Source organism: Thalassotalea marina (genome assembly GCF_014656435.1).
In the GTDB taxonomy this organism is placed as follows: Bacteria; Pseudomonadota; Gammaproteobacteria; order Enterobacterales; family Alteromonadaceae; genus Thalassotalea_C; species Thalassotalea_C marina.
This window is the reverse complement of sequence record NZ_BNCK01000006.1, coordinates 178952-204659: the sequence shown is the minus strand read 5'-3', so window position 1 is coordinate 204659 and position 25708 is coordinate 178952. Positions and strand designations below refer to the sequence as shown.

The window sequence follows — 25708 nt, the reverse complement described above, 5'->3', positions numbered from 1 at the left end:
AAGTTGGGGTGTTTCAACAATGCTAAGTCGTTAAGCCTTAGCATCATACCTTGATTTCATTACGCTGTTAATCGCGATTTTTTGCTAGCTCAGCAATCAATCCATTAATAAAGGTGAATCGAGCGTCAGCTTCTTCCATGGTTTTTACAAACTTCAATTTGTTAGCACCTTCCATTTTGTAAATGTTGGGTTGTTGTTGGATCAGACCAATAATTTGCACAGGATCGATTTGGGTATCTTCGCTAAATTCAAATGAACCCCCACCGGCGCTGGCCTCTATTTTTGCAATGCCAATTTTTTGTGCTTTTAAACGCATTTTAGCAATATGAACTAGGTTTTTGGTTGCTTGTGGCAACAAGCCAAATCGATCGATAAGCTCTACTTGAATATCATCGAGCTCATTTTTATCTTTGCTGCTGGCAATTCGTTTATAAATACTTAAACGTAAACTAACGTCAAAAATGTAATCATCTGGCAATAGCGCTGGTACACGCAGTTCAATTTCAGTTTGTTTTGACAATACTTGATCAAGTGATGGCTGCTTGCCTTCTTTTAAGGCGTTAACCGCGTGATCTAGCATGTCCATATACAAACTAAAACCAACCTGACTCATTGAGCCGCTTTGTTCTTCACCTAATAATTCACCAGCGCCACGAATTTCTAAGTCGTGTGTTGCTAGGGTAAAACCTGCACCTAAATCTTCTAAAGAGGCAATGGCGTCAAGGCGTTTTTTGGCATCTTTAGTCATGCGTTTTTCGTGCGGCGTTAATAAGTAGGCGTAAGCTTGATGGTGTGAACGACCAACACGCCCCCTTAGTTGATGCAGCTGTGCTAAACCAAGGTTGTCGGCGCGATCCATAATAATAGTATTGGCTGTTGGTACATCGATACCTGTTTCAATAATAGTGGTACAAACTAATACATTGTAGCGCTGATGATAAAAGTCGCTCATGATACGCTCAAGTTCGCGCTCGCGCATTTGACCATGGGCAATGGTGACTTTGGCTTCTGGCACTAATTTTTCAATATCGGCCGCGGTTTTGTTGATGGTATCTACGTTGTTGTGCAAGAAATAAACTTGGCCACCACGTAAAATTTCACGCAGCATAGATTCACGAATAAGCTTGTCGTCACGCTGTCTAACAAAGGTTTTTACCGCTAAACGTTTGGCAGGTGGTGTTGCAATAATCGACAAGTCACGCATGCCACCCATGGCCATGTTAAGTGTTCTAGGAATTGGCGTTGCTGTTAACGTTAAAATATCAACATTGGCTCGAAGCTTTTTAATCTTCTCTTTTTGTTTAACACCAAAACGGTGTTCTTCATCAACAATCAACAAGCCGAGTGCTTTATATTTTATCGAGTTTTGAAGTAGCTTGTGTGTTCCAATTAAAATATCAACTTGGCCAGCTTCTACTTTTTCAATCACCTGATTTTGCTCTTTAGGTGTTTTAAAGCGCGATAATACTTCAATTGAAACCGGCCAGTTGGCAAAGCGATCTTTAAAGTTTTCATAGTGCTGTTGAGCAAGCAGGGTAGTTGGCACTAACATCGCTACTTGTTTGCCGTCGTTTACCGCAACAAAAGCTGCGCGCATCGCTACTTCAGTTTTACCAAAGCCCACGTCACCACAAACAAGGCGATCCATGGTTTTGTCAGATAACATATCGCTAACAACCGCATTAATAGCTTGTTCTTGATCTAAGGTTTCTTCAAAACCAAAACTGTCGGCAAACGCGCGGTAATCTTCTTTATTGCGATTAAATTTATAACCTTTGTTGGCCGCTCGTTTGGCGTAAATATCGAGTAGTTCTGCGGCGACGTCTTTAACTTTTTCCGCCGCTTTTTTCTTGGCTTTACTCCAAGTGTCGTTGCCAAGTTTATGAAGAGGCGCACTCTCAGCATCGGTACCTGAATAGCGAGAAATTAAATGCAAAGAGGCAACAGGCACATAAAGCTTAGCGTCGTTGGCGTAACTTAAGGTTAAAAACTCTGTGGTAATGCCGCCAGTTTCAAGTGTTTGTAAACCTAAGTAACGACCAATACCATGCTCAATGTGTACAACAGGTTGACCAATGGAAAGCTCGGCGAGATTTTTAAATATTGCATCAGCTTGACCGTCTTGTTGTGATTTGCGACGTCTAGATTGCCTGACTCTATCACCCAATAGTTCTGCTTCGGTGATAATCGCAATGGCATTTTTTGCCGAGGTTCCTTTAGCCTGGAAAATAAAACCTTGGCTTAAACTGTTTACTGTAATGCCTAACTTGTCTTCACTGTCGATAAAGCTTTCAATATCTTTAAAAACTGGCGTGGTGATTTTATTGCGCTTTAACAGTTCAAGCACACTTTCACGTCTACCCTGGCTTTCGGCAACAAACAGTATTTTACCCGGTGAGTTTTTATCGTTTAAAAAGATATTTAGTAAATCAAAAGGCTGTTTTAGTTGATGGTCAACCGCAATGTTAGGAAGCGGCTTTACATCATAATGAATTAAGCCACGGGCGCTTGACTGTTCAGTTTCATCTTTGATTTGCTGCTCAATGGTGATGCGATCAAAGCGTTTAAGCGAGGAAAAAAGTTCATCAGTATTTAAGAACAACTGCTCAGGTGCAAGCAGTGGCCGTGTAGGATCGTATCGCCTGTCTTCATAACGATACTCGGCATCATGCCAATAATTGGTAATGGCACGTTCAAGATCGCCAGTAATGACGATGGTGGTGTTGTCAGCTAAATAATCGAATAGGGTATTCGTTTGCTCAAAAAATAGTGGCAAATAGTATTCAATACCTGCAGGCATAATACCGTTACTGACTTGATGATAAATCGACTCTTTATCAATCGTGCCGGTAAATAAATCACGGTATTGGCGTCTAAAGGTGTTTATCCCTTCTTGGTCAGTTGGAAACTCATGCGCTGGCAAAAGCTCTATCACTTCTACCTTGTCACTCGAACGTTGATTTTCAGGATCAAATAAGCGAATTTCATCAATTTCGTCATCAAAAAAATCAAGTCTGAACGGGGTATTGCTGCCCATAGGGAATAAGTCGAGAATAGCACCTCGAGCGGAAAACTCGCCGTGCTCCATCACTTGGTCAACACAGCGATAGCCACTGGCTTCAAGTTCAACTCTTAGTTGATGTAGATCTTTTCTATCGCCTTTTTTTACCAATAAGCTGTTTTGTTCAAGGTAGCTTTTGGGGGCAAGGCGCTGCAACAAAGTAGAGACAGGAACGATGACAATACCTTGTTTCATGCGTGATAGCTGATACATAGTCGCTAAACGCTGTGAAATAATGTCTTGGTGTGGCGAGAAGGTATCGTAGGGTAAAGTTTCCCAGTCAGGAAATAAACAAACTGAAAGCGCCTTTTGGCGATTAATACTGTGTAGTTCTTGCTCTAAATGCAGGGCTGCTGGCGTATCATGAGTTATCACCAATACAGGGCCTTGTGCTGATTTGGCTGCTTGATAAATAGCTAGCGAACGGCTAGAGCCTAGCAGGTTATACCAAGTTTTTTTGTCGGCTTGTTGACCACGGCGTTTAGGCAAAACGGGTTCTAATAGAAGATGTTGTTTACTCATGAAAATACGTTTTTTAAATCCCTGAACAAAAAATCTGCCTGATCATACCCCAGCAACCGCTGTTATTTAACACTATTTTGTATAAAAAAATGTAATAGAAGCGAGGAAAACGCCCGAGTCATTTAGTAATGTTAAGGATCGACGACATTTATTTCGAATTGCCCGTGCAATAACGCTATAATAGCCAGCTAGCAATTTATGATGTTGAGATGCCCCATTGACCAATAACGATGTTCTTCGCCGCTTAAGGTATACCTTTTCTTTAAAAGATCAAAAAGTTAAAGACATTTTTGCCTTAGCAAACCGCCAGGTTACCCTAGAGCAAATCACCGCTTGGTTAAAAAAAGACGACGAGCCAGAGATGGTGCCGTTAGCTGATATCGAATTGGCGAGCTTTTTAAACGGTTTTATCGTTGAAAAACGTGGTCGTGGTGATAAAGCAATGCCAGCGCCTGAAAAAGAGCTAACTAAAAATCTTATTTTGAAAAAACTGAAAATTGCGTTGGAGTTGCAAACTGACGATATTATTGCGCTATTGGCTAGTGTTGATGTCAAACTTGGCAATGGTGAAATAACCGCGTTTTTCAGAAACCCGGATCATAAAAATTATCGTCATTGTAAAGCGCAAATATTGCGAAACTTTTTAATGGCGTTACAGCTTAAACACAGTAAGCCAGCTGCCAAGGCAAAAGCAAAACAAGGCAATACAAAGCAAAGCAATGCGAAGCCAAAAGCAAACAAAAAACCACCTACGCCGAAAAAGCTGTATGTTAATCCATACGCTAAAGCAGAAGAAAAGTTAGAGGATGCTAAAGAAAGTAAACGTAACGTACTTTCTTTAAAAAAATAACACGGAAGTAAAGCTGAACTAATGATATTAATTCCCTTTATTAATCAACTGCCAAAAGTCGAGCAACAGCAATGGCTTGTGGTCTTAAATGATAAGTTTGCACAGCGGCAAATAAACGCCAAAGTGGTATTGGTGGAAGAGATCAGTGAAGCTCAGCGTGAATTAGTCAACGTAGCTATTGTTGCTAATCCCAAACCAGAACACGTTCGTTTATTTGCTAACCTTCAATGGCTGCAAAGTGTATGGGCTGGGGTTGAAAAGCTAGTGCAAACCTTTGCAGGTTCTGAATTAAAAATTAGTCGTTTAGTTGATCCTACCTTAGCACAAACCATGAGTGAGGCTGTGGTGGCTTGGTCATTTTATGCCATGCGTGACATGCCGCTATATCGTCAGCAGCAGCGAGCACAGCATTGGCAGCAACATCCAGTAAAACTTGCTTGTGACACTAAAGTGGCAATTTTAGGTTTAGGTGAGCTTGGGCAACAAGCGGCACAGCAGTTACTGGCGAATAATTTTCAAGTCATAGGCTGGAGTAACTCTGCTAAAGATATTGCGGGTATTGAGTGTTTTAACGGAGATGAACAATTACCTCAGGTGTTATCTCAAGCAGATATCGTGGTGTGTTTATTGCCATTGACTGAAAAAACTCACGGTTTATTTAACCAACACACCCTAGCGTTAATGCCATCACAGGCAACCTTAATTAATTTTGGTCGCGGTGCCATTATTGATGAATACCACTTATTAGAAGCCCTCGATGATGGTGTAATTAAACATGCGATCTTAGATGTGTTTGCCGTTGAGCCACTGGATGAAGAGCATGCTTTTTGGAGCCATGATCACATCACTGTTTTACCGCATATTTCGGCGCCAACCAATGTAAATTCAGCCAGTGACATTGTGGTTAACAACGTTGATCAGTTTATAAATGGCGGGCAATTGCCAGCGACCGTAAATTTAAATCGCGGCTACTAACCAGCAATATCGATCTATTTGATCTGAATCAAAAACTTGTTTGACGTCTTTGGTAGCATCAAACTACCACCCCTATGCAAGAATTTATTAGATGTCAAAACCCGTTGTTTATGCCTGCTCAGGTTGTTCAAACGTAGCACGTATAGCGCATGATATAGCGTTGAATTTAGACAGTGATGGCTTAGCTGAAATGTCATGTGTTTCAGGTGTTGCTGCCAATGTTGATGAAATGAAAACCACAGCTACTTCTGCATATCAAACCATTGCTATTGATGGCTGTGAACTTTCCTGTACCAAGCTATGTTTAGATAATGCCTCAGTGAATGTTGATCATTATTTTGTTGTCACTGATATGGGGATTGAAAAGCGTGATAAATGGCAAGATTCGATTATCGATAACAGTAAAGCGCTTAATTTTATCTACAAGTCGTTGAAAGAAAAGGGCATTGAATTTAACGTCTAATTTGCTGTTTACAAGTTTTTGAGTGCAAAATTCCACCTGCGCCATTATGATGTGGTTAGTTAATTGACTAACTGCATTAAGTAAATGAACGCTTTTTTTATTAAACTCTCTGCTATTTTTACACCTATAACGCTGATCATTCGCTTTGTTATCATTGCTTCGATAATGGCATTAATTTATCTATTTGTTGGCAATGATGTTACGCAACAACAAGCCTATTTAGAGCCCATTTTACTAATGTTATTGTGGGGTGTTTGGCTGAATTTATTGGTGGTGAGTTTTCAGCCTGAAACCGAAAGTGCAACGCCTAAAAAGGGGTTTTTTGCTGGTATTAAACGCAAATTATCGTCACTTTTCACTGTGATTTTTAGTGTGTTATTTTTAGCCTTAAGTTTAGCGACCGTTTATTTTACCCTCAAACTGATTAGCCTCTAGCCCATATGTGACAGTATTTACAGCATAATGATGGAAAAAAATTCTGTGACTCGGGCATCATTAGTAATGCCCGAACCACTTGATTTACATGAAGTAATCACGAATCGGTTTTTTCAAATCTTTGTGCAAAGCCAAATGGCCAAAAACCATCACCATCAAGAAAATTATGCCCCATGCGATAAAAGTCACTGAGCCAGCAAGGTTCAAATCAATTTGAGCTGGTTTGTAGCCCAAGATCATTAAAAACAGCAGTGCCGCTGTCGCAATTGCTAGGGCTAAAAGCGGTGTTGCTAATACTCGTTTATAAAGTTCAAGTTTACTCATGCCCAACGCTAACATAGTGCCGTATTTATGCTGGTTTTGCTTAAAGCTGGCTTTAATTTGAAAATACAAGGCAATGGCCAACAAGGTCACAATAGCTAAAGACATAAAGCCACTGGTAAATAGCAGTATTTTTCCACCTTGGTTCAGTTGTTCAACTAGCTGGTTAATTGTCCCTGTTTTGCTATAACTTATTACGCTACTTTGTTCTTTGGCAAGCCATTGATTAATCATGGTTAAAGCACTGTTAGCGTCAATTTGCTTAGCATAAAAGTATGGTGCCATGTACTCGGCCTGCATTGGCAATTGTTTTTCAAATGGCAGATATAAAACAGGGGCATGATTGGTCGCGCCAAAATGTGGCGCATTTTTTACGATACCGGCGATGGTAAAGTTGCCATCAAGCATAAAGTCCTGAATGCGCAGTTGTTGGCCTAGTAAACTGCTCATTGGTAAAGCGCTGGCCTTGTTTAGCATTATCTGTTGAGCCAATACTTCATTAATCACTACACTGGTTGTTTCTAAGGTTTTTCCTTCCAAAAATGGGATGCTTAATACCGAAAAATAGTTGGGAGATACATAGCCACTTGCCACTGGTTGAAGTTCGTTGCGCTGATCAAATGTTGCATACTTAGCGCCGCTAGAGTTAGTTTTTGTAAAAGCTTTTGAACTCAAGGCGATATCTAAATTGCCCAGTATACTGGTGTTACCTTGCTGCAAATCTTTAGGTGTATAGAATTTTTGTTTTGCTTGCAATTTAGTTGAAAACTCTTGGGCTGAAACATCAATATTGCTTAGAGTGAATTTTTGCTTTTCTATGCCAATAATATTGAGGGTATAAACAATAGCAAGTGAACAAATAATAAAAAACACACTAAAATTGGCCAGCATAAAGCGGGTTTGTTTTTTTGACAGGCCTGCTTGAAAACTTCGGCCAAACAAATTGGAATTTGCCACCTTATGTAACGCATAGACATTACACAGGGTTATCACTAAAAAGGTGGCGATAAATGAAATGGCACTATAAGCAGGGTTTAATGCAAACTCGCTATTAAAGTAGCTTTGATAAACACTACCTTGTTGCAATACAGTATTGGCACAATAAATAAACAGAAGTGAAAACAGTGCAATTAGGCTGAAAAATACCATGTTCTCACGTATTTGGTTTACCACCAAAGTGGCAAAATCAGCGCCTAATGAAAACTTAATGGCATATTCTTTTTTACGCTGAATGGCTTGTTGGATAAATGAAGACAAAAGCGTTGAAAAAAGAACAAACCCAAAGCCAATGATCAAGGTTAACAGCGACCAACATTGTTTGATTAAAAAGGCTTTTTGACTTGGCGATAACTCTATTCCGTCAATTAGATATGCCTGATTTCCAGGATCGACAAATACAGCATCTCGATAAGGAAAGTCTTGTAATAGTTGGCGGTAGTCGTTTTCAAGTGTTTTAAGCTCTGTCGCAGTATGAAGTTCAGCAAAACCATAAAACTGATGTTGGCTGTTAATAAATGATGTAGCAGATGATTTTGCGAAAGAGGGCACCAACAAGTCTAAGTCCCTGTCTGGTATCCAAATATCAATTTGGCTATTGGCAAAAACGCCAACTTGCTTGGGCAATATATGCGTGATGAGCAATGCTTGTTCTTTTAAAAATATTTGTTGGTTAAGAGCGTTTATCTTGGCATTTTTTAGAATACGTTGATCAAAATCTTGGCTGATAAATACATGGTTTTCTTGATAGGCCAACGATGAAAATGGCGCACTGGCACTTAATAAGGAAAATAGATTTTCAGAGTAAAATGCCACATTCACTTTCGCCAAGTTGGCATCTTCAACACGCAGTTTAATTTGTTGTAAGAAAAAGCTGGCGCTTTGTTTTACCGCAGGTGCCTTTTCTAATAATTTTATTTTGTAATGAGAAGTGGGGCTGACTAAACCTAATGCTGTTTTTGTTGCAACGGTTGCCATTGGGGCGTTTGATTCAACCCAATCTGGCCTATCACTGTTAATCAATAAATACAGGTTTAATGCCACGCTCATAATGGCTACAAAAAGCGCACTAGAAATACACAACAGCCAATATTTTATCCTTTGGTGCTGCCATTTTCGCCAACCATAAATAACATCAAACATAGCAAATCCTTATGCGTTAAACTTTTTCGATAGGTGACCATCTTTCATTTGATAGATTTGGTGGCAGTCGTTGGCAACGTCATCACTGTGGGTAATGATCACTATGGTTACACCACTGTCGTTAAGTGACTTAAACAATGCCATGATAGCGGCTGAATTTTCACTGTCTAAATTACCGGTTGGTTCGTCACACAATAAAATATCTGGTTGAGTGACTAGAGCGCGTGCAATTGATATTCGTTGCTGTTGACCTCCTGAAAGTTGCGCTGGGTAGGCATTGGCTTTGTCCGGTAACCCTACTTTTGCTAACACGTCAGTGGTACGTTTGGCATATTCAGCTTTGGCAATATTTTTATTAAATCGTAGTGGTAATTGAATATTTTCTGCCACTGTCATGTCTTCAATCAGGTTAAAGTTTTGAAATACCCAACCAATGTTTTCGTTGCGCAGTCGGCTTTTTTGATAATTACTTAACGTTTCTACATTGCTATTACATAACATGTAGTGTCCACTGCTTGGCTCATCGAGTAGGCCTAACAAAGACAACAATGTAGATTTACCGCTGCCAGAAGGCCCAACAATGGCCAACATATCTCGTTCAAACACATCCATATTAACTTGGTGCAATACGTTTAGCGGTTGGCCTGTTTGAGCAAAACTTTTACTTAGATTTTGTACACTGATTATTTTTCTTGTTGCTTCGTGCATTTTTTATCCTTAATTGTTGGCCGGTATCATCAATAATTGGCTTTCTTTTGCGCCAGTTAAAATCTCCATATGATTGGTGGTAATGGCACCAATTTGAATCTGTGTTTTTGTCATAGTATCTTCGCCATTGTTCATCACCCACAAGTCGTAATAACTGTAGGGGCGATTAACTGCGGGCATACGATTGGCTAATAATGTGCTATTGGCTAAGGTAACTTGTAAGCTGCCGGACACGTCGGTATTGGGTAAAATATGTTGTGGTAAAGGGCGCTCAAATACCACGTCGAATTCCAATTCACCATTGTTAACATTGGGCGAAATTCTGCTGATGCTGGCCGGGTAGTGGTCTCCTCGAATATTAATAGCAATAGACTGTTCTATTTGAAGTTTATCAGCCTGACTTGCGCTTATGGTCATTTCTCCGTACAAGTCACTGTTATCAACTATCATGCCGAGCAGCACACCTTCGGCAATTTGTTGGCCAATTTCTAAGTTATCATTTAATTGCAATACAATGCCGTCAATAGGGGCTGTGATCACCAAATTAGCTAAGTCTTTTTTTAACATCTCTAGTTGGCTAGTAACTCGCTGTAACTTGTATTGATGTGAAGTTAAATTGGCTTTATTGATTTTCTCCATAGAAATCAGTTTGTTTTTAGCCACTTGTATTTTTAGCTTTTGATTTTCATACGCCATTTTAGCTTTGTGTAAATCTAACTTGGAAATGATGTTCTTCTCATGTAACTGAGTTTTAGCATCTAAATCAGCTTTTAAAATGCTTAGATCAGATTGAGCGATATCGATACTGGATTCTTGCTGCCAATAGGCTTGATTAAGCTCAGTTTTTAAGGCATCGATATTGGATTGTTCTTCAAGTAGTTGCAGCTTAGCTTCCTCGACCTGTCGGTTAAGTTTAGGATTGAATAACTTAATGATTGGCTGGCCTTTCACCACATTTGCCCCTGGCTTTAAGGTAATTTCTTCAATCATGCCAGATGAAAGTGCAATTAAACTGTTACGGGTATTGGCTTTTAACTTGCCATGCGCGCGGATCTCTTCAACCAAATCGCCCTTAAATACTTGATGTGTTTGTTGTTCATCTATTGATGAGTGACGAAAAAAAATCGCCCAAACTGAAACACTTATTACAATTGCTGTCGTAAATATTACAGGGTATTTAATCGATAATTTTTTATCTTCTGGAATGCTAAACATGTCACACCTCAACTATTCATTAAGGCGTTTAAGTAAATTAAATCTGATGTTTTACATTGAGTTATGTGCTTTGGAACTGGGGTGAAAGCTACGGAAAGTGTTTTAAAATTTTTGTAATTCATATCAGTCCTTGTCATGATTTTAAACCTAGTAAACTCCTCGTAGGTCTAAAAAACATATCGGACAAATGATTAAGTTTCAAGCAATTTTTAAACTGTAAATATTATTATTTCATTGTACGAAGACATTAGTTGACATAATAATGCAAACTTGTGTAGGTTAAAAAATGTGCTTTTTACATGGTGTGAAAGCAACAGGTTAATCGAGTCTTTAAACACCTATCAAAATATTAAAAGCAATAGTGACACTCTATAAGGAAATAACATGAAAATAATAATAAGCGGATTAATATTGTTAATAAGCCAAGTAGCGTTAGCTGGGGAAGTAAAAACGCTAACTCAAGAATTGCTTAATCTATACAAGTTACAACAGTCTGAAAAATCTCTGCCTATCTCTGGGCTTTACGTGTATGACTCAGAGAAACAACACTACTTATCCAAGCAACAAGCTGAGGTTTGGATCCAACAAATCGCTCAACATTCGCTTTCTGAAAAACAGCTAAAAATGATGAAAAACTTATCAAAAGCGATAGAAAAAACTGATATTTCAAAAGAGCAAATTAAAGCCGTATCAAGCAATATTATGTTTGATAAGCCTTATTTAGTGATTTACCACAATGTTGGTCAAGAAATGTTAGCCATGTTAGGTGAAAGTGCAATACCTTTTGCAGAAGCTGAAAAGAAGTTTCTGTCTGTATTACAACAAGCTGAAAGCGTTAATGTTTATAAGTTTCAATAGTTGAAATGTACAAAAGGGAGGTAAACATGAAATCTATTTCGTTATTAGTATTACTGTTGGGTTTTAGTGTTCAGAATGCGTATGCCGAAAAGGTAACCGTTAATGCGAAAGAGCTTGAGCGGATTTATCAATTGCAGGAAAGTAAAGCTGGTTTAAGTTTTCCCGCTTTGTTTATATACGATACTCAAAATCAGCGTTATTTAACGCAACAAGAAGTTTTTAACTACTTGAAAATTGCCACAGAAATAGAATTAACTGAACACGACTTGTCTACACTAAGGCATTATATTAAGCCGATTATTAAGCCTGATGTATCTATTGCACAAATGAAACAAGTTACCAAGGTTATTGAGTTCACTCAGCCATATGTGGCGTTTTACCATGATATTGACAACGACATGTTAGCATCTATCGGCGGAGACGGACACATAGCAAGCCAGTCTAAAATAATGAAAATATTGCAATCAGCAAAAAATATTCAAGTATATACTTATACAGATTAGCTCCTCAGGATCAGTCATTGGACTTTTCTAGCAAGACAATATCTTTTCTTGATGAGGCGATTTGTGTACCCAACACACTGTGATGTTTGATATCACTTAGCCTGCTAAATTGTGGTGCAACTGTCGTTAACAACTGAAATTTTTCGGTTATTACTTGGTATCGCCACAATTCGTCTTTGCCATTCATACCGATAATGTCATTGTTTTGCATTAAAAATACTGAGCCTGTAACTTGGTGTCGCAAAGACGTGACAGGGCTGGCACCTGTTAGCTGTAGCTGCCAAATTTGCTGCTCAGTATCTAAATAATATAAAACGCCGTTGTTTGCTAGTTGTGCCCATAACACCTCTTGAGCAAGCAATACTGTAGGTTTGAGGTCTTTAAGGTTTAGTTTTATTAAAGTTAGCTGGCCGTTTAATCTCACTTTGATCAACAGCTGTTGCTTGTCTGTCCATTGGTAAACTTCAGTGACGGGGAAGTTTAACGCGATTGTTTTTTCGCTCTTATCGAGAAATACCTGAGTTAATACACCGTTTTTAGCTAATAGCATACTGTCGCCGTTAGGGCTCCATACAAAGCGTGACAACAAATCGCCGCTGTTAAATTTGGTCAGCTTGGTTAATTCATTATTACTGTTTTGTAGCCAAAGCTGCTGCTCACCGGTTCTGTCACTGTAAAATGCAATAGCTTGACCTTTCGGCTGAAATTGACCATGTTGTTCGTTAAACGTTGAACGAGAAATACTCGGGTAGGGCAATACGGTTTGATTTAATTCAGACGCCAATAATGGTGGTTTATTTGTTTGAATGTTGATGTTAACCATGGCGATATCGGCGTCGACAAAACCCTGACTGGCGGTGAGTCGATTATGTTTGTTGGCTTTTTGTACACCAAAAATATGATTAAATGCTAAAGTAGAAAGTTTGGAAATTTGCCCTTGATAATTAAGTGCGTAAAGGGTGTTGCCTAAACTAAAAATAAACTGCTCACCTTGAACGTCATAGCGAGCATCTAGAAGCTGACTTTCAGCGATTGACTCTGGAAACTGTATAGGAAATTGTTCGAGCAATTGCCCTGTATTATCTAACCAAATAAGTTGCTGCTGATTGTTTTGATCAAACGCTAACGCTGCAATTTGTTGGCGGTTTTCTGTTTGCAGTAAATGGTAAAGCGTTAAATTATCGGGAGAATAAATGTCGGTGGCATCTGGAGCGTCAGCTTGATATTTGGCAACTCGGGTTTTTCCTTCGTTGGTACGTAACACTGCAATTGCTTGGTTGTTTAACCATACGGGCGAGCTCAGTTTTCCGTCATCACAAGTCGCAACGGTTTGAGGTACTTGTGGTGAATTTAGCGCTTGTTGAAAATCTATGGTCATCAAGCTCCAACAGGCTCTTTGTTCGCTAACACCTGAGCAATTGTTTTTTGCCATAAATGCGATTTTATTGCCTTGTTCAGCAAAGGTATGCGCGCCATAAAATCCTGTACTTTGTGTTAATTGAAACTCACGCTCAGTCGATAACTCTTTTGCCCAAATGTTGTTGGCACACATGCCATCATAACGATGAAAGGTGATGTATTTATCGTCAGGTGAAAATAGGGGATGTGTTTCTTTTTTGTCATGGCTAGTTAATGGTGTGAGCTTGTTATATTGCCATGTGTCTGCGCTATCATGTAAATAAAAAATAATGACAGTAATGAACAGCAATGAAAACACGATAACTGCTGTTGTTTTATAAGAATGAGAAGTTGCCGCTGTTATCTGAATATCGGTGGTATTTGCGTCGTTATGCTGATTAGCCTCTTTTTCTGGCAAATACGGTTTTGCTTTATCATTGTCTACAGCAACTTTAACTGCCTCCGGGTAAACAACCGCTACTTCCAAGCTATAACCACGTTTTGCATGTGTTTTTATGAAGGCTTGTTTTTTACTGTCATCACCAAAGGCTTTTCTCAATTGTGCAATACAGCGTTGTAATGAATTGTTTGAAACCACTGTTTCTGACCATACCCGATCTAACAATTCATCAACACTAACCACTTCACCTTGACGACTGGCTAAGTAAAACAGCACTTCAATGGTTTTAGGTGGCAGGTTTTGCTCTTTTTGTTGGCCATCGTTATGTTGTTCAATAACCAAGTTTCGGCTGCAATCGATATAAAAGTTATCAAGGTAGAATTGCGGGCTCATATTATTTCTTATGCTTTTATTATTATCTTATAGGCTAAATGAATGACATAAATTTGCAAATAGCGAAGCTGTAAATTAACACTTTAATTGTAAGTATAAGCTATAACTTTATGTTTTCAGTGAATAATCAGCGAAAAATCAGCCAAAAAAAAGGACGACTAATGAAGATTAGGTAATAGTTTGCAAACACTGTATGTGTCTATCTATAGGGCTGAAAAAAATGAAACTTATATACTTAATATTGGCGGCTACTTGTTTTTGTGCAACCGCTTTAGCAACAACCAATAATAACAATGCTGTGACTTTTGAGAGTGAAATTACCATTGCTAAGCAGGGGAAATTTCATTCCAAGTTACTCGATGAAGATATTCCATTTAATCTCTATTTACCTAAACACTATCATTTACAATCTAAACAACATACTTACCCTGTTATTTTTATTAATGGTGCGCATGGCAATCAGTTTTTTCATGCGGTAACAGGACTTGTTGAATTCTATTCTCGTTTTGAACGCATGCCAGAATCCATTGTGATCAGCTTAAATTACAGCGGCCATTATCCTGAAATAAACACAAATGGTATGTGGACAAGCAGGGAAGTAATCGATCGATACGGTAAACCTGAATTGTTTAATCAGTTTATGAAACAAGAATTATTGCCCTACTTAACCCAGCAATACCGAGCAAACGACAAGCGAATGATCATTGGTGTTTCAGGTAGCTCAATTTACCCACTTTATAGTTTGTTAAACGACAGTGATCTTTTTAGTGATTATGTATTTTTGGCGTCGAGTGACATGATAGGTATGGGCTTTGATAAAAACGTAGATATTATTGAACAGCTTGCAAGCCTCCCGCAAAAGAACAATATAAAACATAAATCACTAATATATTTAGCAGATGCTGATGATGACCTTGAAAAAAATCAATTGTCGGCTAAAAACCATCAACGAATTAAGCAGTATAAAGCTGATTTAGCCAAAGCGGGCTTTCAGTTAGAAGTCGCTAGTATTGAAAATGAACGCCATTACGATGCACTGCTTAAAACGTTAATGAATGTGTTTGAGTTGCAATACCCTGAATCTTTATGGGCGCCCAAGTACCGACATTTAGAAGCTCAACCAGGAAATACCTTGGCTAATATAGATGCATTTTATCAAACATTAAGTGAGCAAGTTGGTTTTACAGTATTACCCAGAGGCGATCGTTGGAATAGCGTTAACAACCTTAGGCATACGAGTGTTCGTTTAGAGCGTGCCGGTAAATTAGAACAAGCGTTGCAGGTTGCCAACCGATGGCAACAAGATTGGCCATATTCAGCGGAAGCAAAATTAGCAACAGCTAAATTAATGAAAAAGCTTAACCAGCAAGATAAAGCAATGCTAGTGTTAAACAAAGCGATTGTGCTGGCGACCGAACAACAAGTTGCAAACTTAGATGCCTATATAGATTTACAAAAGACATGGCAAAGCCAAAGTGAATAAATCAACAAGGTTAATCTATGTAGTGAACATCTATTGTAGCTAAGTGAGATAAATTCTTATTTTCATTGCTATCAGGTATAATGCGTCGATATTTTTTAAACGGGTATATATATGCGATTTTTATCAAGACGCCTGGTGATGCCAAGTGATTTGAATTACGGTTTATCCTTATTTGGTGGCAGAGCGTTACAATGGATTGACGAAGAAGCGGCAATTTACGCCATTTGTCAGCTTGAAACAAACTACTTAGTCACTAAGCATATTGGTGAAATTTCATTTGAAGCACCAGCAATGCAAGGTGATGTGGTTGAGTTTGGTTTGGAGACAACCAAAGTGGGTCGAACATCGATCACCGTTTCTTGTCTTGTTCGCAATAAAATCACCAAAAAAACCATCTGCCAAGCAGATGATATCGTTTTTGTACAAATTGATCCTGAAACAGGTCAACCTGCACCACATGGCAAAACGCTTGAAGAGCTTGAGCAACAAACCAAAAACGAAATCAAAACCTTAAATTTATAAAACCCTATCTGAGCTGCTAGTTTACCTTGGTGGTAATTGGCAGCTTTTTAAAGCTTAATCGAAAGTTACTGGTAGCAGCGCATTCAATTTGATAAATAATTGAGGTTGGCAAAGGCTGATATCACGTCTTTGGCGAAGGCGATTCTTGGATGTTTCAACGCGCCTTTTTTCCACACTAAATAGATGTTGTTTTCAGGTCCGATTGGGCCAAGTTGGATCAATTCACCAGTTTTGATATGGTCGCGACATAAATAATCAGGTAATACAGAATAGCCAATACCTGCCCTTATTAGGCTAGCGATGGCACGGATATCAGGACAGATGGCAATCACGTTTGAGCTACATCTGGTATTAAATACTCGGTCAAAGTACTGTCTAATTAGTGGTAAATCTTGGTCATAGGTTACAACATGGTAGTTAGCTAGTAATTCTGCAGATATATCTATATCTTGAATTTCTCTGCCTTCAAGGCGATTCATCACTAAACATAATTGTTCTTTGTCTAATACTTCGTAATCAAACAGTGTAGGATCTGGCGCTGAAGCGGCAATTGCAATGTCGGCGGTTTCATTTACAAGTGACTCAAAAATATTCACTTTATTGCCAATGTGCAGTACAACATTGATATTGCCTGCTTGTAGAAGGTTGGCAATTTGTGGCCCTGAAACCAAGCTGAGGTATTCTGCAGGGCCTGCAATATTTAATGTGCCGTAAACAGCGTCTGAACGAGCGCGGATAGACGTGATTTTTTGTTCAAGAATATCAATATGACTAGAAACTTGGAGGGCTAAGTCATGTGCCGTTGGTGTAGGTTTAACACCACGCGCTTGGCGTTCAAATAAGGGCTTCCCAACAACTGACTCCATGGTTTGAATATGTGCAGTGACCGCAGGTTGTGACATACCTAAATTTGCGGCCGCTTTCGTAATATTGCTACAGCGATATACTTCAACAAAAGTTTTTAATTGTGTTAGGTGAGACATAAAATTATCAAGCCATAAATATTCTGATTGCTCTTGCCAATTTATCCGAATTCACAAAGCCTAGCAAATCATCTAGTATGCCTCCACACAATTGCTTTAAGGAAAGTTCCTTAATTCATATCACTATTGAATATTGCACTAGTGATAATAATTTTGATGTGTTAACGCTAATTATTTTAGTCGATGAACTGCAGAAAGCAGCAATAACGTATTACACAGCGTATTAAATAAATGCATTTTGACGTAGAAGGAATTAAGCATGCTTAATTTTATATTTAAAAACCAAACAGAAATTCTTTTTGGTAAAGGGCAAATGAGTGAAGTTACTACAAGATTACCGCAGCAGGCGAAAGTTTTGTTGTTGTACGGTGGTGGCTCAATTAAAAAAAATGGTGTTTATGATCAGGCAATGAGCGCACTTGCCGATGTTGATGTTATTGAATTTTCGGGTGTAGAGCCAAATCCAACGTATGAAACTTTAATGGAAGCTGTTGCAACAGCAAAACAACATAGTGTTAATTTTATCTTAGCTGTTGGTGGTGGCAGTGTTATTGACGGTGCAAAATTTGTAGCTGCAGCCTTTAATTTTGATGGCGACCCTTGGGATATTTTAGTCAAAGGCGCTGCTTTTCATAACCCATTACCAATTGGGGCTGTGCTGACCTTGCCAGCAACAGGATCAGAGAGTAATGGTAATTCTGTGGTGACTAAAAAAGCAACGTCACAAAAACGTGCTTTTGCTTCTGCTACAGTACAGCCACAATTTGCCGTACTTGATCCAGAATATACTTATTCTTTACCGCCTCGTCAGGTGAGTAATGGTGTGGTAGATGCCTTTGTCCATGTTATTGAGCAGTATTTAACTTATCCTGTTAATGCGCCACTGCAAGACAGATTTGCCGAAGGTATTTTGCATACCTTAATTAGTGAAGGTCCCAAAGCATTAAGTGAGCCTGAAAACTATGACGTTAGAGCCAATGTCATGTGGTCGGCAACCATGGCGTTAAATGGCTTAATTGGTCAGGGTGTGCCACAAGATTGGTCTACACATATGATTGGACATGAACTAACTGCACTTTATAACTTAGATCATGCACAAACGTTAGCGATTGTTTTACCTGCAGTGATGTATGTTCAACGTGATAAAAAAGCTGAGAAAATACTGCAACTGGGTGAACGTGTGTTTGGCCTTGCTCAAGATGATAAAGCAGTACAAATTGATCAAACCATTAAAGCGGTGCAAGACTTCTTTGAATCAATGTCGGTACAAACACGCCTAGCTGATTATGACCTAAACGAAAGTGCGGTTGATGCAGTGATTGCCAACCTAGAAAAAAATGGCATGACGGCATTAGGTGAACACGGTGATATCGACTTAACTAAAGCAAGAGAAATACTTACACTTGCCTTATAACTGATATAAACAAGGAGCAAGTCAACTGGCTTTGCTCCTTAGTTTCTAGTGACTAACGAATTATTTAGATTCATTCTTTCTGTAATCAGACGCTACCTTAAAGCGTTTTGCCGTTGTGCTAATGAGCGGGCGATATAAATATCGCAATAAAAAGCCCGGTAATATTCGACCTCTTTCTTCTAAATCAACCCTTGCTCTTGGGTGATCCATAAAGCGAAATCCCGATACCCGATAATCCTCTTCTGGTAAAAGAAACTTTATCTCCCTTAGGTATTTAACCGATTTATAGCCGTAATGTTTAGGGGCGATTAACCTAATCGGGGCACCATGATCAACCGAAAGTGGCTCGCCATTTAAATGGTCGACTAACATCACACTCGGATCGAGCAAATCTTCTAAATACATGCCGGTGCGTGCGCCATCTTGTGCTTTAAGGGCAACACGTGTAGCTGTTTGATTTGGATTAGCTTGAGGTTCGATTACTTGTTGATAAAAGTCGCAAAACCTAACGCCTTCCCAGCAAAGATTTCGATAACTCCATGTGGTAACACAATGAAAATCAGATACTTGTTTAACACGCTCAAGCCCTTCAAATGGATTATTGAGGTCGATTTCATTGGCTAGAGCACCACATAAACGAATTTGTTGGCTTTTAGTTTCGCGAGGAAATCGAGTGGCAAATGGTAGTAGACCAAAGCGATGAAACGAATTTGATTCTTTTTGTCCTGGAGGTAAAGGTGCCATTATTCCATCCTTTGATGATTCAACTGTGTTAATTCAAACCTTACGCTAACAATATGAATGTTTTGTTGATGCTATTCAATGGCTAAACCTTGAAACTTGTAAACATTCACCTTTCAGGCACTTGATTATGATGCTGATTAACAATTCAAACTATTTGCTCAAGTAACTCGTCATTAATAGAAGATGTTTATTTTCTGGGGGAATTCAATGAAGTTAAATTATTTATCGACGGTATTTTTGCTAGTTGCTTTTACTGTAAACGTTAGCGCTAAAGAAAATGAATCGAGCTCAGACACAGTAAAAGCAAAACAAAAAATATTTGAAAACAGTATTCGAGCGATTGATAACAATGGTGAAAGTAGTGAAACAGTAAGTTCTATACAATCTCGTATGCAAGCATTGGCGGTACCTGGCGTTAGCATTGCTGTTTTTGATAATAATCAAATTCTATGGGCACAGGGGTATGGTGTTTCAATGAAAGCACCAAAACAACAAGTCACAATCGATACGGTATTTCAGGCGGCGTCTATTTCGAAGGCTGTCACTAGCGTTGCCGCTTTTCAGATGATTGAACGTGGTAAGTTTGACCTTGATGAAAATGTCAATAACAAGCTAAAGCACTGGCAAGTGCCAGAAAACCAATATACAAAAAAACATAAAGTAACCCCTCGTAATATCATGAGCCACACATCAGGTTTGAGTGTTTCTGGTTTTGCCGGTTATGAAACTAAAGAGCAAGTTCCTTCGATAATAGACATTTTAAACGGTGAAAATGGCAGTAATTCAGCTGCAGTTAGGGTGTTTCAAACACCTGGACAGTCAGAATATTACTCTGGTGGTGGAATGACGGTATTGCAGTTATTAATGGAAGATAGCAGTGAACAATCCTTTGCTGCGCTATTAAAACAACAATTACTCGAACCGTTGACTATGACAAACAGTACATTTGAGTTGCAGCCCAAACACATTCCCTTGTCAAATATAGCGAGTGGTTACGATGGCGATGGTAAATTGATTGCAGCAGGCCACCATTTTTATCCAGAAAAAGCTGCAGCAGGGTTATGGAGTACGCCCAGCGATTTAGCAACGTTTATGATTGCTTTGGGTCAAGCTTATCGCGGTGAGAGTGAAAAATTGCTATCACAGCAGTCAGCAAAAATAATGTTAACTCGAGTGCCAGGTGCCGGTGGTACTGGTATAGGTATTGATGGTAAAGCACAAGCTTTTCGTTTTAGACATAGTGGCGGAAACGCAGGGTTTACCTGTTATGCCGTGTCTTTTGCCAATTCAGGTAAAGGTTTTGTGGTGATGACCAACTCAGATAATGGCTTTAGGCTTATACATGAAATTAGCCGAACATTATCTGAAGTATACCAGTGGCCTGCTATGTGGATGCGAGAGTAACCGTCGGTAATTATTAAATTAGATCCTAAGTTTATCCGTTGCCAATTTAACGATAGCAGGATCAATTGGCGGCGGTGTGGTGTCTAAGTTGTTGCTTAAACCTTTAGCAATGACCTCTAAACCTGATAAGCGAGCAAACCATTTATGTTCTGCCGCTATGGCATGCCAAGGCGCTGCTTCGGTTGAGGTATATTTAAACATCTCGTTGGCAGCCTCAATGTAGAACGGCCATTTTTCTCTGTTGCGAATGTCTTCTTCTGTCAATTTCCAGCGTTTTAGTGGGTTATTTAATCGTTCAACAAATCGCTTTAACTGTTCTTCAGGTGAAGTATGTAAGTAAAGTTTGATAATTTTTACTCTATCATCGACTAACATACGCTCAAATTCGTTTATTTCTTGATAGGCTCTTTGCCACTCTGTAGTGTTTGCAAAACCTTCCACGCGTTCAACTAATACTCGCCCGTAATATGAACGGTCAAATATAGCCATTTTTCCTGCAGGTGGTAGATGCTTTTGAAAACGGTATAAATAGTGTCTGCTTTGTTCTTCTTTGTTGGGTGCTGATATTGGATAGACGCGATACCCTCTTGGATCAAGTTTTTCTGTAAGCCGGCGAATTAAGCCACCTTTACCGCTGGCATCTTGCCCCTCTAATACAATGATTGCTCTTTCATCTTGGTGATAAAACGCCTGTTGAATATTTAATAATTGCTTTTGTAGTTTGTTTAGCCGGCTTAAATAATGTTTTTTGTTGTCCACAACACTACTGTTTAAGTCAAGTTGCTCAAGTTGTACCGGATCAGCCTGTAATTTAATTGATGATGGCAAATACATAGTTAAATGATGGGGTTAACCTTGTTATTGGTTGTGGTTTTAGCATAGCGGCTTTATCAACTGACAGTAAAGTGCGATTGTATTCTTATTATGTTTATCTGCTTGAAATAAAAGCGTCATACAAAAGTAACATGAGTGTCATTATTTCGCACTATCGTGAGTTTAGTGCAGTAATTGAGCAAACACTGATGATAAAAGTAGATGATGTCGTAGAGCAAAACTTACCTAAACTTCAAGGCAAACCTTGGCTTGAAAAACCGATTAAAGCCATTCTAAAAAGTTTACTTCATGAAAAGAAATTCCAAGCATTTGAGGAAAAGTATCCGCATTTAACGGGTTTTGATTTTGTTGAGCAATGTTTAGAGCACCTAGACATCAGTTATTCTGTGCGTGACGTAGAACGGGAAAATATTCCTAGCCAAGGTCGAGTGGTGATTATTGCAAACCACCCGATTGGCTCAATTGATGGTTTAGCTTTGATTAAATTAGTGAGCGATATTCGTCGCGACGTTAAAGTAGTGGTCAACAGTATGTTGATGGCATTAAAACCACTACAACCCATTTTGCTGCCAGTAAACAATATGGGCGGTAAAACTCCAAAAGATAACTTAAAAGCCATCAATGCACACTTACAACACGAAGGGGCAATTATCGTTTTTCCTGCTGGGGAAGTATCACGACTTAGACCTGTTGGAGTTAGGGATACTAAATGGCATTCGGGTTTTTTAAAGTTTGCCCAACAAACCAAATCGCCAATTGTACCTGTGTATATTGATGCAAAAAACTCGGCAACTTTTTATGGTGTTTCTATGATGTATAAACCAGCATCAACTTTATTGTTAGTTGATGAAATGTTTAAACAGCAGCAGAAAAACCTTGCCATGCGTGTGGGTCGAAAAATTCCATTTGAGAGTTATCAGCAAGCTAAATTAGATATTAAAACCAAAACTAAGTTGTTTAAGCGTCATCTGTATCGATTAAAGAAAAACCAGTCAGATATCTTTGAAACACAGTCAGCGATCGCAAATCGCGAAGATCCTAAGTTACTGAAAAAGGCAATTAAAGCGTGTGAACATTTAGGACAAACCCAAGACGGCAAACAGATTTACCTGCACCGTTTTGGCGAAGACGATCCGATTATGCGCGAAATAGGTGTGCTTAGAGAAGAAGCGTTTCGTGCGGTAGGAGAAGGGTCAAATTTACGCCGTGATATTGATGTTTATGATAAACATTATCTACACCTCATTTTATGGGATGAAGAAGACTTAGAAATTGTTGGTGCTTATCGTTTGGCTGATACCAAAGACGTTATTGCCAATAAAGGGATCAAAGGTTTATACACTCATACTTTGTTTGCTTTAAGCAATGAAATGAACCCTTATTTAGAACAAGGGCTTGAGCTTGGACGAAGCTTTGTTCAGCCCAAATACTGGGGAAAACGCAGTTTAGATTACTTGTGGTATGGCATTGGCGCCTTTATCAGCAAATACCCTAAATACCGCTATTTATTTGGCCCTGTCAGTATTAGTAACAATATGCCTCAGGCTGCAAAAGAACTAATGGTGTATTTTTACAAATTGTACTTTGGTAGCGATCAAGCATTGGCTCCTTCACGTTCGCCCTTTACTTTGCAGCAATCGGTGGTAGAGCAGCTTAAACATCAATTTACTGGCGATGATTACAAAGCCGATTTCACTCAGCTTAAACATTTACTCGCCAATATGGGGACAACAGTGCCAACGCTTTATAAGCAATATAGTGAACTAACAGAAGCGGGTGGTGTGCAGTTTATCGACTTTGGCGTTGATTGTGATTTTGCTAATTGTGTTGATGGCTTAGTATTGCTAGACATTGAAAAGTTGAAGGCAAAAAAACGAGCACGGTATTTAAAAGCCGCAGAATAGATTTTCTTCACTCAACTTGTTAAGTCACTGAATCTGTATTATTTTGTTGCCCTTTAATATTGGTTAAAGGGCAACATTTTGCTAAACGATATTTGCATTTTATATGTAGAAGACGATAAAAGCAGCGCAGAAATTCTCACTTTGTATTTACAAAAGCAGGGCTACAAAGTGACCTATTGCGACAATGCCATTGATGCAAACAGAGCACTTGATAACCTTTCCTTTCATTTAGCTATTTTCGACATTATGTTGCCTGGCGGTGACGGCAGAACACTGTTGGAAAAGGCCGTTGAGAAATCGCTCCCTAGTATGATGGTTACTGCTAAGGTTGCTGAAAATGATCGCATCAATGGCTTTGATTTAGGGGCAGACGATTATGTGTGTAAACCCTATAGTCCCAGAGAAGTCGTATCACGTGTACAAGCCTTATTAAAACGTACTTATCGTGAAACGGTGCAAACAAAAAACTTACGCTTTCAAGGCTTACAAATCGATTTACAAACCAAGCTGGTTGAAGTTAACGAACAAGCGATCAAACTTACCGCGGTTGAATTTTCCATGTTGACTTACTTAGCCAATAAAGCACAACACATTATTTCGAGAGATCAGCTGATTAGCCAAGTGTGGGGCGATACGGCAGAGATTACTGACCGAGCGGTTGATACCCATCTTGCCAATTTGCGCAAAAAACTTGGCGACAGTAAAAAAGCACCTAAATTTATTGCTACCCATTATGGGCAGGGTTACCAATTTATCGCAGGTAAAGTGTCGTGAAGCTAAAAACTAAGTTTACGCTACTGGTGGCGGGCTGCATGTTAATGTTGCTAGGCAGCTACTATTTACTTTCCATTCGCTCTGCCAGTCATGCCTTTGTTGAATTTAACCAAAAAAGTGTGATGTTAATTACCAATGCCATGTTAGAGGACGACATTGTTGAAGCCTCTTGGCAGGAAATACCCAAATCATTAAATATCAATGAGCAACTAGCGGCGCTAGCGGCCAAACATAACGACCAGATATTTGTCTTGCTTGATGAACAACAACATATGGTCATTCAAGGCAAAAACTCATATGCTGAATTTCAATATGTTCCGGTAGACGATGGCCACCAGTTCAAGGTGATTTTGCCTGGACATTCTCCGTTTTTAGTTCAGTACAGCCGAGCACAGTTAACGCTCAATTGGCAGAATAAGGCTTACGCACTTTTTTGGTTACCGCGTGACTCTCTTGATCGCAAACAACAAGAGTCTTTATTGATGTCTAGGTTAGCGGATGAATTTATGGTGAGTTTGTTAGTGTTATCACTTTTGGCAGCTGGGCTTTCGTGGTTAGGTGCTTGGTATTTTTTAAGACCACTAAAACGTTTGAAGTCAGGTTTTACCGCCATTGAGCAAGGGCAGCTTGATACCCAAATTGCAGTAAAAGGCAAAGATGAAGTGGCCGATATTGTCGCGGGTTTTAATCGCCTTGCTGCTTGGCTTCATGCCTTGCATCAGCAATACCGTCAAATGAATTCAGATTTGTCTCATGAGTTGAGAACGCCAATTAATGCTATTCGCTCAAGAATTGAAGCAATGGAAGATGGTATTGTGCCGATGAATGCCGAGCAACTCAGTATATTATCGGCTGATCTTAATTCGCTAAATCAGCTAGTTGATGATTTAAGTTTGTTGTCGCTTACCGAGTCAAAACAGCTGGTGTTAGAACTGAGTAAAATCAGTTTGTCTGATCTGCTTGATGAAATCGCTGCCCGATATCAATTACAAGCTGTACAAGCGGGAATTGAGTTGCAGGTAAATATTCAATCGAATGTTATTGCAAATATTGATGCCTTAAGAGTGCGGCAAATCGTGGTGAATTTACTAGATAACGCCTTTAAATATGGCGCTCAAGGCAAAGTTATTGCTTTAACATTAGAGCGTTCTGAGCAATATACAGACATTGTGGTTAGCGATAAAGGGCAGGGGATGAATGAACAGCAACAACAAGCGGTATTTGGTCGCTTTTACCGCGCTCAACAATCTCGCAGTGATAAAAATAGCTTAGGATTAGGTTTAGCTATTTGTCGTCAACTGGCTGAATTAATGGATGCACAGTTGCTGTTACATAGCGCACCAAATAAAGGAGCAACCTTTACGTTAAGATTTTCTGACATTTCTTGATAATTGCTTAACAATTG

21 protein-coding genes are annotated in these 25708 nt (G+C 39.1%); 13 read left to right on the top strand and 8 right to left on the bottom strand.

Annotated features, from left to right (window positions below):
- Positions 1-67: 67 nt before the first annotated feature.
- On the bottom strand, positions 68-3583 hold the full coding sequence (gene mfd / locus IE199_RS14230) for a transcription-repair coupling factor (RefSeq protein WP_189771763.1): 3516 nt from the start codon (positions 3581-3583) through the stop codon (positions 68-70).
- 217 nt (positions 3584-3800) lie between these two features.
- On the opposite strand from mfd, the gene IE199_RS14225 reads away from it, so the two are divergent.
- From IE199_RS14225 to IE199_RS14210, 4 genes are all read left to right on the top strand, one after another.
- On the top strand, positions 3801-4433 hold the full coding sequence (locus IE199_RS14225) for a YehS family protein (protein ID WP_189771761.1): 633 nt from the start codon (positions 3801-3803) through the stop codon (positions 4431-4433).
- Positions 4434-4454: 21 nt separating this feature from the next.
- Positions 4455-5408 carry a 2-hydroxyacid dehydrogenase gene (locus tag IE199_RS14220; RefSeq protein ID WP_189771759.1) on the top strand — a complete coding sequence of 318 codons (954 nt, stop codon included), beginning with the start codon at positions 4455-4457 and terminating at the stop codon, positions 5406-5408.
- Positions 5409-5499: 91 nt separating this feature from the next.
- Positions 5500-5871: a putative zinc-binding protein gene (locus tag IE199_RS14215; protein ID WP_189771757.1), complete on the top strand. Its 372-nt coding sequence runs from the start codon at positions 5500-5502 to the stop codon at positions 5869-5871.
- Between the two features lie 84 nt (positions 5872-5955).
- Positions 5956-6306: a hypothetical protein gene (locus IE199_RS14210; RefSeq protein ID WP_189771755.1), complete on the top strand. Its 351-nt coding sequence runs from the start codon at positions 5956-5958 to the stop codon at positions 6304-6306.
- A gap of 84 nt (positions 6307-6390) precedes the next feature.
- Here the strand turns inward: IE199_RS14210 and IE199_RS14205 are convergent, their stop codons facing one another.
- The 3 genes from IE199_RS14205 to IE199_RS14195 are packed head-to-tail and all read right to left on the bottom strand — an operon-like array spanning position 6391 to position 10689.
- On the bottom strand, positions 6391-8766 hold the full coding sequence (locus IE199_RS14205) for an ABC transporter permease (RefSeq protein WP_189771753.1): 2376 nt from the start codon (positions 8764-8766) through the stop codon (positions 6391-6393).
- A 9-nt stretch (positions 8767-8775) separates the two neighbouring features.
- Positions 8776-9474, bottom strand: coding sequence for an ABC transporter ATP-binding protein (locus IE199_RS14200; protein WP_189771751.1), 699 nt, complete (start codon positions 9472-9474; stop codon positions 8776-8778).
- A gap of 9 nt (positions 9475-9483) precedes the next feature.
- Entirely contained in the window at positions 9484-10689 is a 1206-nt protein-coding gene (locus IE199_RS14195; RefSeq protein ID WP_189771749.1) for an HlyD family secretion protein, read from the bottom strand.
- A gap of 384 nt (positions 10690-11073) precedes the next feature.
- Between IE199_RS14195 and IE199_RS14190 the strand changes: the two genes are divergently transcribed.
- On the top strand, positions 11074-11547 hold the full coding sequence (locus IE199_RS14190) for a hypothetical protein (protein ID WP_189771747.1): 474 nt from the start codon (positions 11074-11076) through the stop codon (positions 11545-11547).
- Between the two features lie 26 nt (positions 11548-11573).
- Positions 11574-12050 (top strand): hypothetical protein, encoded by a 477-nt coding sequence (locus IE199_RS14185; protein ID WP_189771745.1) that lies wholly within the window; start codon positions 11574-11576, stop codon positions 12048-12050.
- Between the two features lie 10 nt (positions 12051-12060).
- Here the strand turns inward: IE199_RS14185 and IE199_RS14180 are convergent, their stop codons facing one another.
- On the bottom strand, positions 12061-14241 hold the full coding sequence (locus tag IE199_RS14180; protein ID WP_189771743.1) for a winged helix-turn-helix domain-containing protein: 2181 nt from the start codon (positions 14239-14241) through the stop codon (positions 12061-12063).
- Positions 14242-14461: 220 nt separating this feature from the next.
- Here IE199_RS14180 and IE199_RS14175 point away from each other — a divergent pair, with 220 nt between their 5' ends.
- Both IE199_RS14175 and IE199_RS14170 read left to right on the top strand, forming a co-directional pair.
- Positions 14462-15724, top strand: a complete 1263-nt coding sequence (locus IE199_RS14175) for an alpha/beta hydrolase-fold protein (RefSeq protein ID WP_189771741.1) — start codon at positions 14462-14464, stop codon at positions 15722-15724.
- Between the two features lie 111 nt (positions 15725-15835).
- The gene (locus IE199_RS14170) at positions 15836-16246 is read left to right on the top strand and encodes an acyl-CoA thioesterase (RefSeq protein ID WP_189771740.1); all 411 of its coding nucleotides are present in this window, start codon (positions 15836-15838) and stop codon (positions 16244-16246) included.
- Positions 16247-16329: 83 nt separating this feature from the next.
- On the opposite strand, the gene IE199_RS14165 is transcribed toward IE199_RS14170, so the two are convergent.
- Positions 16330-17229, bottom strand: coding sequence for a LysR family transcriptional regulator (locus IE199_RS14165; RefSeq protein ID WP_189771738.1), 900 nt, complete (start codon positions 17227-17229; stop codon positions 16330-16332).
- A 259-nt stretch (positions 17230-17488) separates the two neighbouring features.
- On the opposite strand from IE199_RS14165, the gene IE199_RS14160 reads away from it, so the two are divergent.
- Positions 17489-18643, top strand: coding sequence for an iron-containing alcohol dehydrogenase (locus tag IE199_RS14160; RefSeq protein WP_189771736.1), 1155 nt, complete (start codon positions 17489-17491; stop codon positions 18641-18643).
- A gap of 60 nt (positions 18644-18703) precedes the next feature.
- On the opposite strand, the gene IE199_RS14155 is transcribed toward IE199_RS14160, so the two are convergent.
- Positions 18704-19387: a molybdopterin-dependent oxidoreductase gene (locus tag IE199_RS14155; RefSeq protein ID WP_189771734.1), complete on the bottom strand. Its 684-nt coding sequence runs from the start codon at positions 19385-19387 to the stop codon at positions 18704-18706.
- A gap of 207 nt (positions 19388-19594) precedes the next feature.
- Between IE199_RS14155 and IE199_RS14150 the strand changes: the two genes are divergently transcribed.
- Complete coding sequence (locus tag IE199_RS14150; protein ID WP_189771732.1) at positions 19595-20791, top strand: serine hydrolase domain-containing protein; 1197 nt, start codon at positions 19595-19597, stop codon at positions 20789-20791.
- 18 nt (positions 20792-20809) lie between these two features.
- Here IE199_RS14150 and IE199_RS14145 read toward each other — a convergent pair whose 3' ends face one another.
- A complete protein-coding gene (locus IE199_RS14145; RefSeq protein WP_189771730.1) occupies positions 20810-21625 on the bottom strand; it encodes a polyphosphate kinase 2 family protein in 816 nt (271 codons plus the stop codon).
- A 188-nt stretch (positions 21626-21813) separates the two neighbouring features.
- On the opposite strand from IE199_RS14145, the gene olsF reads away from it, so the two are divergent.
- From olsF to IE199_RS14130, 3 genes are all read left to right on the top strand, one after another.
- Positions 21814-23529 carry a bifunctional ornithine lipid synthase OlsF gene (gene olsF / locus IE199_RS14140; RefSeq protein ID WP_189772038.1) on the top strand — a complete coding sequence of 572 codons (1716 nt, stop codon included), beginning with the start codon at positions 21814-21816 and terminating at the stop codon, positions 23527-23529.
- Positions 23530-23607: 78 nt separating this feature from the next.
- Positions 23608-24303, top strand: coding sequence for a response regulator transcription factor (locus IE199_RS14135; RefSeq protein ID WP_189771728.1), 696 nt, complete (start codon positions 23608-23610; stop codon positions 24301-24303).
- On the top strand, positions 24300-25691 hold the full coding sequence (locus IE199_RS14130; protein ID WP_189771726.1) for a sensor histidine kinase: 1392 nt from the start codon (positions 24300-24302) through the stop codon (positions 25689-25691). Before IE199_RS14135 ends, IE199_RS14130 begins: the two co-directional genes overlap by 4 nt.
- The last annotated feature ends 17 nt before the right edge of the window (positions 25692-25708 follow it).